The sequence below is a fragment of the uncultured Anaerovibrio sp. genome (genome assembly GCF_947302755.1).
Classification (GTDB): Bacteria; Bacillota; Negativicutes; order Selenomonadales; family Selenomonadaceae; genus Anaerovibrio.
The window spans coordinates 1-11,331 of the sequence record NZ_CAMYWM010000082.1 but is presented as its reverse complement, the minus strand read 5'-3'; the positions used below and the strand labels follow the sequence as shown (position 1 = coordinate 11,331).

Here is an 11,331-nt window from a genome sequence, read left to right as displayed (position 1 = left end):
TCATTTTCTTTATGTTTTTATTCTTGCTTATGGGAAATGGCCAAAATGGTGGAGGACCGTGGGCCTGATGCTCCAATAGTTGTTACCCATCCAAATACCAACGTAATCAGTAAAGCACTGTTAAAACTGATAGATACATTTATTACCACCAAGGATGATTCATCCTCGGTGGTGGTGGATTTCCTGTCTGAGATGGATGCGAAAATTATTTATGGTCTTGACTACGGCGGACATATTTTTATCAATTCCCCGGCCAAAAAGCGGGAACGGCCTCTTTTGACCATTGGCATTCCAACCTATAACCGCAGCAAGTATCTTGACAGATGTCTGGGGGCTATTCTTGACGACATTGGCAATGATGACAGCATTGAAGTGTTGGTTTCGGATAATAACTCGGCTGATAATACCCAGGAGATTCTGGAGAGATATAAGAAGAAGTATTCTAATCTGCGGGTGGTAAGGCAGGAGAAAAATGTTGGTGCAAATGGCAATTATGAATATCTGTGGGATAATGCCAGTGGTGAGTATATAAATTTAATTGGTGATGATGATTATATCTTGCCGGGGGTCATGAAATATTGGAAGAAGGTATTGAGCAGTAATCACCAAATATCTGTAGGAATAGAAATTGGTGGCAGTGAAGGATTAGACTACAAACTGGGTGAAGGTATCAATGCCTATATTGATGAAGCGTCCTTTTTGATTACTTACATTTCTGGTTTCCTTTTAAAAACGGATTTGCTGGATATTGAAGAATATCGCAATAAAATGAAAGCCCTCGGCTTTGATAAGTACAGGTTACAGCAAATTGCCCTGCAACTGGAAGTGTTGCATAAAATGCCTAATTTTGTATGTCTTCATGGAAATTTTTTCACATCTGACACTGGGGACAGCGTTTTTGTAACGCCGGATGTTCATTTGCAGAAGGGAATGGATGTTGGGTTCCCTGATATAGGCAGAGTTTTTATAAAAGAGTATTATGATATTTTAGGGCACTATTCTTCTTATGGACTTACAGATGAAACTATATGTAAGGATAAAATGAAAATGTTTGATAGTTTTTTATTGACCTGGAGTAAGCTTGTGGCTGACCAGAAGGTTAGATGGGGGGGCAGTGCCATATTACCAATGTTTGACCAATATTATGCCAATGAACCATATTACAAGGAAGCAAGGATAAAGCTGGCGGAAATTTTGAAGGACTTGGATCCTCGTATTAAGGAAGACCTTGGAGATCAAGGCGAAATGTTTGATGGAAAAGACTAGGGGTGGATAACCTATGAAAGTTGTACTTTTAGCTGGCGGTATGGGGACAAGAATATCTGAGGAATCTGATTATCGGCCAAAGCCTATGGTGGAAATAGGCGGCATGCCCATCCTGTGGCATATTATGAAGGAATACAGCCATTATGGATACAATGATTTTATTGTCTGTGCCGGCTATAAGCAGCACATGATAAAGAAATGGTTTGCGGATTATTTCTTTTATATGTCGGATATTACCTTTGATTTTCGCCATGACAACAAGATGATAGTTCATAATCGTCAGACTGAGCCTTGGCAGGTTACGGTGGTGGATACGGGATATAAAACCATGACTGGTGGCCGTATAAGGCGCATAAAGGATTATATAGGAAATGAATCTTTTATGATGACCTATGGTGACGGTGTTTGTGATGTAAATATTTCCGATTTAGTTGATTTCCATAAAAATATGGGGGGCATGGTTACACTGACCGCCGTAAAACAGCGCCAGCAAAAGGGTATATTGGATATTGGACTTAATAATACAGTCAGGGCTTTTCGCGAAAAGGCAGCTGATGATGGGGCTCCTATTAATGCCGGTTATATGGTGCTGGAGCCCGGGGTTTTTGATTATATAAAAGATGATCAGACAGTTTTTGAGACGGATGTGCTTCAAAAGCTGGCGGAGCAGGGTGAATTAAAGAGCTTTGAACATACAGGATTCTGGCAGTGTATGGATACTCTGCTGGAAAAAAGGTTGCTGGAAAAGCTGTGGGATAGCGGCCAGGCTCCGTGGAAGGTTTGGGAATAGACAAATATTTGGAGGCAAAGTAATGGGTTGGAATAATGAGGCTGAGGCCAGAGAGCAGATAAAGGATATGGTAGCCAAATACTACCATGATTTTAAGGAGAATAAGACACCATTTAAGGAAGGGGACAGAATAAGTTATGCATCCCGCGTCTTTGATGAAAAGGAAATGCAGGCCCTTACTGATGCTATGCTGGATTTCTGGCTCACTACAGGAAGATTTTCTGACCAGTTTGAGAAGGAATTTGCAAAATGGATTGGCGCGAAATATGCCCATTTGGTAAATTCAGGTTCTTCAGCTAATCTCATTGCTTTTTCTGTGCTTACGGCCCATGAATTAGGTGAGCGACAGATAAAGCGTGGGGATGAGGTTATTACTGTTGCCTGCGGATTCCCAACCACCGTTGCACCAATTATTCAGTATGGTGCTATTCCGGTATTTGTGGATGTGACTGTTCCCCAGTATAACATTGATGTGACCAAGCTGGAGGCTGCCCTTAGCGAAAATACAAAGGCTGTTATGATTGCCCACACATTGGGTAATCCTTTCGATTTGAAAGCTGTCAAAGAGTTCTGCGATAAGCATAATCTTTGGCTGGTGGAAGATAATTGTGATGCATTGGGTACTAAATATACTATTGATGGTGTGACGAAATTCACTGGTACCTGGGGGGATATTGGCACATCTTCCTTTTATCCGCCACATCACATGACCATGGGTGAAGGTGGTGCAGTATACACGGATAATCCGTTGCTGCATCGCCTCATTTTGTCCTATCGCGATTGGGGGCGGGACTGCATTTGTCCTTCTGGTCATGATGGAGTCTGCGGTCATCGTTTTGACAAGCAATTTGGAGAGCTGCCATTTGGCTACGACCATAAATATACTTATAGTCATTTCGGCTATAACCTTAAAGTTACAGATATGCAGGCGGCTATTGGCTGTGAGCAGTTAAAAAAATTCCCTGGCTTTATCGAAAGGCGAAAGCATAACTGGTCGAGACTCAGAAAAGCCTTGGAGTGCGTAGAGGACAAGTTGATTCTGCCAGAGCCTGCGGAAAATAGCGACCCATCATGGTTTGGCTTCCTGATTTCTGTTCGCCCTGAAAGCAGCTTAGACAGAAATAATATTATAAAATATTTGGAAGCTCATAAGGTTCAGACAAGACTCTTGTTCTCCGGCAATCTCATTAAACATCCGGCCTTTGACCAGATACGGGGCACAGACGCCTATAGGGTAGCTGGAAGTCTGGAAGTTACGGATTTTGTTATGAACAGCACCTTCTGGGTAGGCGTTTATCCAGGCATGACAGATGAAATGATTGATTATATGGCTAAGGTTATAAAAGAAGCGGTAAATCAGTGAGTTTTCTGAACTAGAGGGAGTAATGTTATGGCAAAAAGAGAATTGTTGGATTGCACGCTCCGTGACGGCGGATATGTAAATGATTGGGAATTTGGTCATGACAAAATTGTTGAGATTTTTGAGCGGTTGGTAAGTTCTGGCGTAGAGTACATAGAGATCGGATTTTTGGATCAACGCCGTAATTTTGATATGAATCGCACAATTTTCCCAGATACTAAGTCAGCAAATAAAATATTTGCCGGGGTAGATAAAGGTAATGCTACGGTGTTGGCTATGATAGATTATGGTACTTGTAGTATTGAAAAACTGCAGCCAGCCCAAGATACTTTTATTGATGGTATTCGAGTAATTTTTAAGGAACATTTGATGTATGATGCCTTGGACTTTTGTAACCAGGTGCAGAAATTAGGATATAAGGTCTTTGCTCAGATGGTATCAGTTACTACCTATACGGACGAAAAGCTGGTGGAGTACGCCACAGAATGTAATAAGATGAAGCCTTTCGCCACATCTATGGTGGATACTTATGGCTTATTGGATGAAGAGCATCTTATGCATATATTCAGAATTTTGGATAAGCATTTAGATCCAGAAATCAAGGAAGGCTATCATGCACACAACAATTTCCAGTTGGGCTTTGCCAATGCCAAGCATTTTTTGGCATGTGACAGTAAGCGTGATTTACTGGCCGATGGTACTTTGTATGGTATGGGAAAAAGTGCAGGTAATGCTCCATTGGAGCTGTTGATGATGTATCGTAATGAGAAGCAGGATGCTCATTATGATGTTACACAGGTTTTGGAAGCCATTGATAATGTAATAATGGACATTTATCACAAGCAGTATTGGGGCTATAATATGTTCTTCTACCTTGCCGCCTCCAATGAGTGTCATCCTAACTATGTATCATACTTTATGAATAAGAGAACTCTATCTGTACGGCAGATTACTACACTTTTAAACAGTTTGAAGCCAGAAAAGAAACTGCTGTATGATGCTAAATATGCAGAAGAAATGTACATTTCCTATCAGAGCGTAGAATGTAATGATAAACAGGCATTGAACCAGTTGCAAAAGATATTTGGTAATAGGGAAATAATGTTGATGGGACCTGGCAGCAATATCAAGAGGCAAAAGACAAAGGTCAAGGATTTTATTGTGGAACAGCGTCCACTTATACTTGCTGTAAACTATGCTCCTGCTGATATAAAAGTGGATTATATTTTTTTGACCAAGGCCAAGCGATATACTCAACTTATCAATGACTTGCAGGGGAGTATAAATGAAGGGACGGATATTATTGCCACTTCGAATGTTACTAAAACTGCAGGAAAGTTCCGCTATGTACTTCGTTATGAAGATTTAATTGATAAAGAAACGGAGATTATTGATAATTCCCTAATAATGCTTCTTAAGGCAATGCAGGCTATTGGTGTAAAGAAAGTAAGTTTGGCAGGCTTTGATGGTTATTCCAAAAATGAGGATAACTATTTTGATGTAAGCCGTGAATATGGTTTCGTTAAGGAAAAAGCTGAATATCTTAATAATTATGTAAGGAAATATTTAGCGGAAGTGAAGGATAAAATTACAGTAGAATTTATTACCCGTTCCTATTATGCGAGGTGAGCAAAAAATGAGTGATTTTACAAGGAAAATTGCCTTGATAACAGGAGGTACATCTGGTATAGGTGGTGCTACAAGTATCCTCTTGGCACGTACTGGTGCTGAGGTAATTATTGTAGGCCGTAATCAGGAACGAGGACTTGAACAGGAGAACTTCGTTATCGCTGAGGGGGGGCAGATAAAATTTTTTCATGCAGATGTGTCAAATTTAGATGACATTGAGAATTTTCGTCTATTTGTGGAAAAAGAATATGGTCGTTTGGATATGCTTTTTAAAAATGCAGGGATTTTGCTAACTGGTAGCCTTGAAGAACTCACGGATGAGGAATGGGACAGAAGTTATGATGTCAATGTTAAGGCCGTCATGCATATGTGTAAGTCTTTTATGCCATTGTTGAAGAAAAGCAAGGGAGTCGTACTTAACAATGCCTCTATTAATGGATTACATAGCTATATCAAAGGTAGGCGCAGTTACATGTACGCTACATCAAAGGCTGCTAATATTCAATTGACCAAATATTTGGCGAAAAATTATGCTCCGTATGTGCGCGTAAATGCTATTTGTCCGGGCATGACAGAGACGAACCTTTTTACTAATAGGGATTTTTCCCGATTTAAGGATGTTAACATGTTAGGTCGTATGGCAGATCCTATGGAAATTGCAAAAGTAGCAGTTTTTCTTTTGTCGGATGACTCTTCTTTTATGACTGGTTCCGTGGTGGTGGTTGATGGCGGTGAAACGCTAAAGTAATTTCGAGAGGCGATAAGTTTGAAAATTAAGGTATCTGATTATATAGCCGATTTTTTTGTGACCCATGGTTTAAAACAAGTATTCTGCGTGGTGGGTGGTGGCGCTATGCACCTGAATGATTCCTTTGGGCATCGTGAGGATATGCATGTTTTATATAACCATCACGAACAGGCTTCTGCCATAGCGGCTGAGGCTTATGCCCGCATTAATAACAAACCTGCTGTGTTATGCGTTACCAGCGGACCAGGGGCTATCAATGCTCTGAACGGGGTGGTGGGAGCCTATCAGGATTCCATCCCTATGCTGGTGGTATCTGGGCAGACCAAATCCACTATGACGGTTAAGTATAGCGGACTTAATTTGCGTACCTTGGGCAATCAGGAGTTTGACATTGTTTCTGCCTTGGAGAACGTGACCAAATATGCGGAAATGATTATGGATCCTAAAAAAATTCGTTATGTATTGGAAAAAGCGTATCACTTGGCTGTATCTGGTAGGCCAGGGCCTTGCTGGCTGGATATTCCCTTGGATATTCAGGGGGCATATGTAGATTCTGATGAATTGGAAGGCTATATACCAGTTGAGGGTAATAAAATCCAAACAGATTTGTCAAAGATCATCCCACAAGTAAAGGAATTACTGGAAAAATCCGTGCGTCCAGTAATCTATGCCGGTAACGGTATCAGATTATCGGGGGGAGTTGATTTATTACATAAATTGGCCGAAAAACTTCAAGTTCCCGTTGTTACTTGCTGGGACAGTATTGACTTAATGGCTTATGACAGTGCCTATTACTGTGGCCGTGGTGGTACCATGGGAGACCGGGCAGGAAATTTTGCTGTGCAGAATAGTGATTTGTTATTATGTATTGGCTCCAGACTGAATATCTATCAGGTGGGGTATAATGTAAATACTTGGGCAAGGGCCGCAAAGACTGTAGTAGTAGACATTGACAGTGAAGAACTGAAGAAGCCTACGGTGCGTGTGGATATACCTGTATGTGCCGATGCCAGTGATTTTATGAAGAAACTGCTTGAAATTTCTGATGGCTGTCGAAGTGAACAACGAATTGGTTGGGTGAAACAATGTCAGCAATGGAAACAAAAATATCCCGTTGTTAGCGAACAACAGAAAAGAAATAATGGGCTGGTTAATGTTTATGCTTTTATGGATGTACTTTCCCATAGCTTGCCAGAAAAGGCTGTTACCGTTGTTACCAATGGTTCTGCCAGTGTAGTAGGCAGTCAGTCGTATTATATAAAGTCTGCTGACCGCTTTATAATGAATTGTGGGCTTTCTTCCATGGGGTATGGTTTACCAGCAGCCATTGGTGCCTGCATGGGTAATGAAAGAAAAATGGTAGTTTGTATTGAGGGCGATGGCAGTGTGATGATGAATTTGCAGGAGCTGCAAACCATGGTAACTAATAAGTTGCCAATTAAACTGTTTATCATAAATAATGGTGGTTATCATCAGATTCGCCAAACTCAAAACAATATTTTTCATAACGGACTTATTGGAGTCGGTCCGGAAAGCGGAGATTTGGGATTTCCAGATTTTGCAAGACTTGCTGAGGCCTTCGGTATTCAATATTTCAAGATAGAGGATAATCAGCAACTGCCAGGTGGTGTGCAAAAAGCACTTATGGGAGAAGATTGTTGCTTGTGTGAAGTAGTAGTTACCACAGAGCAGAAGTTTGAGCCTAAATCAGCGACTAAAAGATTGCCGGACGGAACTTTAGTAAGCCCTCCACTGGAGGATATGGCTCCATTCCTGTCAAGAGCGGAACTGGCAGAAAATATGTATATTCCTTTGGTGCCTGAAGTATAGGAGTTATGATGATGAAGATAAAATCAAGATTTAAGGATTATACTGTAGAGTTTGTGGATTCATTAGAGGAATGGGAGATTCTGGCAGAAGTCGCAGATACTTTTTTCGTTATTGACCGCAAGGTTTATGGCCTTTATCAGGATAAATTACCACAGCTTCCGCAGGAAAGATTATTTTTAATGGAGGCTGATGAAAATAAGAAGAATATGGATACAGTGCTGGCTATATGTGAAGAAATGACGGGTATGGCTGCTAAACGCAATACTCATTTAGTGTCCATGGGTGGCGGTATTGTTCAAGATATTACAGGTTTTGTGGCAGCAAATCTTTATCGTGGTATTCGATGGACTTTTTATCCTACTACCTTGCTGGCTTCCTGTGATAGCTGTATTGGTGGCAAATCTTCACTGAATTATAAAGGCTTTAAAAATTTATTGGGCTCTTTCTATCCGCCGGATGTTATTCGGATTTATCCGCAGTTCTTCCATACTTTATCACCTATAGATTATTGCAGTGGTTTGGGTGAAGTAGTGAAGTTCAATGTCATTGCAGGTGAGGATGGCATTGAGCGTATTGAACACGATATAGACTCGATTTTGACACATGATTATGATAAGTTGCAGCAATACATTGATACATCATTGATGTTTAAGAAAAAATTCATTGAAGAGGATGAATTTGATAAAGGTGTGCGTATTTTGCTGAATTTTGCACATACTTTTGGGCATGCTTTTGAGGTGTCAAGCAGTTATGGAATCCCTCATGGATCCGCTGTTGCTTTGGGAATGGTGGCAGCCAATTATGTTTCTGTAAAACGCGGATTTATTGCAGAGTCTTATGCAAAAAAAATAGAGGCCGTATGCCACAAAATTCTTACAAATATTGATATGCAGTCAGAGTGGTTTGATAAGGAAGTAATTATTTCTGCTATTCGTAAGGATAAAAAACAGACGAACAAGGATATAACAGCGGTTCTTATTCAAAAGGACCACAGCCTTGGTGTATATAGGGATGTAACTGTAGAAGAGGTAATTGAGTCAGTAGATTATATTTCGGGTATTGTGCTTGGCGTGAGATAATAACTGATAAATTAATGGGAGGACATTATGGAAAAAACAAAACCGGACCATTGGTCTACTGCCTATCAGAATGATAGAGTTAAACTAATAGATGCAGTTCCTTTGGATGCTCCGCTATGCATAATTGTTGAGCCAACTAATGTATGTAATTTTAAATGCTTGATGTGTTGGCAGAGTACTGAGGATTATAAAAAAGATGGCGGTCCTTTTTCCAATATGGATATGAAGTTGTTTGAGAAAATAATAGATGACACTAAATCTATGGTGGAAAAATATGGGAAAATAAAGCTGATTAAATTATATTCTACAGGAGAGCCGTTGCTTCATCCTCAAATTGGTGAAATGGTTAAGACGATTAAAGATGCGAATATTTGCGTTAATTTGGAGATAACGACAAATGGTTCTTAGTTAACGCCGGAATTATCCAGACAGTTTGTGGAGTATAGTTTAGATTATTTGCGGGTATCTATTTATGCTATAGATAAGGATGAGGAAAAGCGCATTACCCAGACTAACATTGCCCATGGTACTATTGCTGAAAATGTGAAGTATTTATACGAGTACCGCAACAAGAAACAGAAAGCAAAACCATTTATATGTACCAAAATAATGCATGTAGATGAAAATACCGATGCAAGGTTTAAGGCGATGTTCAGCGACAAATCCGATGAACAGTTGGTGGACATTTCGTGGAATATACCTAAGCTTAAAGAAGAGTCTCTGGATAAATTGTATGGCAGTAAGGAAAATGGTGAGCTTGCACAACAAAGCTATTTGGATAGTGCGTTATATAAGCAGAGAAAAGTTTGCCGCTATCCATTTACACATATTACAATTCGCAATAACGGAGATGCTGTGGTGTGTTGTCAAGATTGGGCGCGGGATACTAAATTGGGTAATATTCAGAAAAAGACCCTCGAACAGATATGGACTTCAAAGACATTATATAATTTTAGGGTTATGCAGTTGAAAATAAAAGGGATTAATCATCCACTATGCGCAACGTGCGAACTTACATTGCGGGATTCAGCCGAGGATAATTTGGATGATTTGCCAATCGAAAGGCTTTCTTTCAAAGAATAGACTCTGTTGGAGGGAAGCTTTATGGCAATGAAGATGGCGATTGAAGACATTATGTCAGATAATATTATTATCACAGATATGGAAGACATTTTTCAGCGGGATATTCCTTTACAGAAGTTGTATGGAAAGACTGTATTGATATCAGGTGCGACTGGTATGCTGGCATCCTATGTTGTTTATTTCCTTATTTGGCTAAATGAAGCTCATAGTGCCAATATCAACATTATTGCTTTGGCCCGCAATCAGCAAAAATGTCATGCTAGGTTTGGGAAATATTTGGAACGGCAATATTTTAAAATGCGAATGGATAATATTTTGGAGCCCCTTAGCATAGATGGGGATATAGATTATATTATTCATGCGGCCAGCCTTGCCAGCCCACAATTTTATGGAACCAATCCTGTAGATGTGGCTGCACCAAATGTTATTGGCACCTATAACTTGCTGGAATTGGCTCGTCAAAAACAAGTTAAAGGCTTTCTGTATTTTAGCTCCGGTGATGTTTATGGCAAGATGCCAGATGGTATAGGTGAATTTTCTGAGCAGGAAATGGGAACAACGGACCCGTTGGAGCCACATAGCTGTTATAGCGAGAGTAAACGCATGGGGGAAACTCTTTGTGCATCATATTTCAGACAGTATAGTGTTCCAATTTCAATAGCCAGAATAGGGCACACTTATGGTCCAACGATGGATATATCAAATGATCCAAGAGTATTTTCTTCATTTATGAAAAATGTTTGTGAAGGAAAGGATATTGTCCTGCGGAGTGATGGTACTACAAAGCGGCCATTTTGTTATATTGTCGATGGGGTGGCAGCGTATTTGCTCATATTATTGCGGGGAGAACCGGGAAATGCCTACAATGTGTGCAATACGGATCAGTTTATTAGTATGAATGAATTGGCAGAGGTAATGGTAAACATTCGTAAAGATGTAACTCTTCAAGTGGTACATGAAGGTGTTGTGGCAGATAGTAAATTTGTGGAAAATAAGGATAATATGGCTAACTGCCCTAGTTCAGCCAAACTCAAAAAACTGGGGAGGGAGTGCCATTTCGAAGTGGAAGATGGATTTGGTCGGGTATATAGTTTTCTGAAGAAAGGGAATGAATGACAATATGACTATTATCGAATTACGTAATGCTTATAAAGAGGGAAAAATAGAAAAAAGGCTATATTGGCAACTTCTGCGAGAGCATTTCTTGCCTATTATTGAGTTGCAAAAGAGTATCAAGGATTCCGGTGATGACTGTTCTGTGGAAATAAACCGTGATGATATTGTACTCATTAGGAATGGAGTAAAGCTGGCTTTTGATTTTTCCCAGACCTTTTGCCGGGCAGAAGGAATTTTATCTCTTGGGGGAAACCCTGAACAGGAGGATTTTGACTATATAAGTTCATTAATCAAGCCTGGTGATGTGGTATTGGATATTGGTGCTAATGTTGGTTTGGTTAGTATTTACTTACTGCAAGCTCAGCCAGAAGTGAGTAACTCAACTTTCCCAGCATAAATTCTGGAACAATCCCTTAATATACCTGCTCTG

11 protein-coding genes are annotated in these 11,331 nt (G+C 40.1%); all 11 read left to right on the top strand.

All coding sequences use genetic code 11. From position 1 onward, the window contains the following. Positions 1 to 1,266: glycosyltransferase family 2 protein (locus Q0Y54_RS08620; protein WP_297966377.1), on the top strand; the 1,266-nt coding region annotated here is incomplete at its 5' end. 13 nt (positions 1,267 to 1,279) lie between these two features. Beyond that, positions 1,280 to 2,056 (top strand): glucose-1-phosphate cytidylyltransferase, encoded by a 777-nt coding sequence (gene rfbF, locus Q0Y54_RS08615; protein WP_297966375.1) that lies wholly within the window; start codon positions 1,280 to 1,282, stop codon positions 2,054 to 2,056. Positions 2,057 to 2,078: 22 nt separating this feature from the next. Continuing rightward, on the top strand, positions 2,079 to 3,419 hold the full coding sequence (rfbH, locus tag Q0Y54_RS08610) for a lipopolysaccharide biosynthesis protein RfbH (RefSeq protein WP_297966373.1): 1,341 nt from the start codon (positions 2,079 to 2,081) through the stop codon (positions 3,417 to 3,419). Positions 3,420 to 3,446: 27 nt separating this feature from the next. Further along, positions 3,447 to 5,045, top strand: a complete 1,599-nt coding sequence (locus tag Q0Y54_RS08605; RefSeq protein WP_297966371.1) for an aldolase catalytic domain-containing protein — start codon at positions 3,447 to 3,449, stop codon at positions 5,043 to 5,045. Positions 5,046 to 5,052: 7 nt separating this feature from the next. Beyond that, on the top strand, positions 5,053 to 5,793 hold the full coding sequence (locus Q0Y54_RS08600; protein ID WP_297966369.1) for an SDR family NAD(P)-dependent oxidoreductase: 741 nt from the start codon (positions 5,053 to 5,055) through the stop codon (positions 5,791 to 5,793). 18 nt (positions 5,794 to 5,811) lie between these two features. Next, entirely contained in the window at positions 5,812 to 7,623 is a 1,812-nt protein-coding gene (locus Q0Y54_RS08595; RefSeq protein WP_297966367.1) for a thiamine pyrophosphate-binding protein, read from the top strand. 5 nt (positions 7,624 to 7,628) lie between these two features. Continuing rightward, complete coding sequence (locus Q0Y54_RS08590) at positions 7,629 to 8,702, top strand: AroB-related putative sugar phosphate phospholyase (cyclizing) (RefSeq protein WP_297966365.1); 1,074 nt, start codon at positions 7,629 to 7,631, stop codon at positions 8,700 to 8,702. Between the two features lie 27 nt (positions 8,703 to 8,729). Continuing rightward, a complete protein-coding gene (locus Q0Y54_RS08585) occupies positions 8,730 to 9,110 on the top strand; it encodes a radical SAM protein (protein WP_297966363.1) in 381 nt (126 codons plus the stop codon). 27 nt (positions 9,111 to 9,137) lie between these two features. Then, positions 9,138 to 9,785 carry an SPASM domain-containing protein gene (locus Q0Y54_RS08580; RefSeq protein WP_297966361.1) on the top strand — a complete coding sequence of 216 codons (648 nt, stop codon included), beginning with the start codon at positions 9,138 to 9,140 and terminating at the stop codon, positions 9,783 to 9,785. Positions 9,786 to 9,806: 21 nt separating this feature from the next. Then, positions 9,807 to 10,901, top strand: a complete 1,095-nt coding sequence (locus tag Q0Y54_RS08575) for an NAD(P)-dependent oxidoreductase (protein ID WP_297966358.1) — start codon at positions 9,807 to 9,809, stop codon at positions 10,899 to 10,901. Between the two features lie 4 nt (positions 10,902 to 10,905). Further along, on the top strand, positions 10,906 to 11,298 hold the full coding sequence (locus Q0Y54_RS08570; RefSeq protein ID WP_297966356.1) for a hypothetical protein: 393 nt from the start codon (positions 10,906 to 10,908) through the stop codon (positions 11,296 to 11,298). Positions 11,299 to 11,331 lie beyond the last annotated feature (33 nt).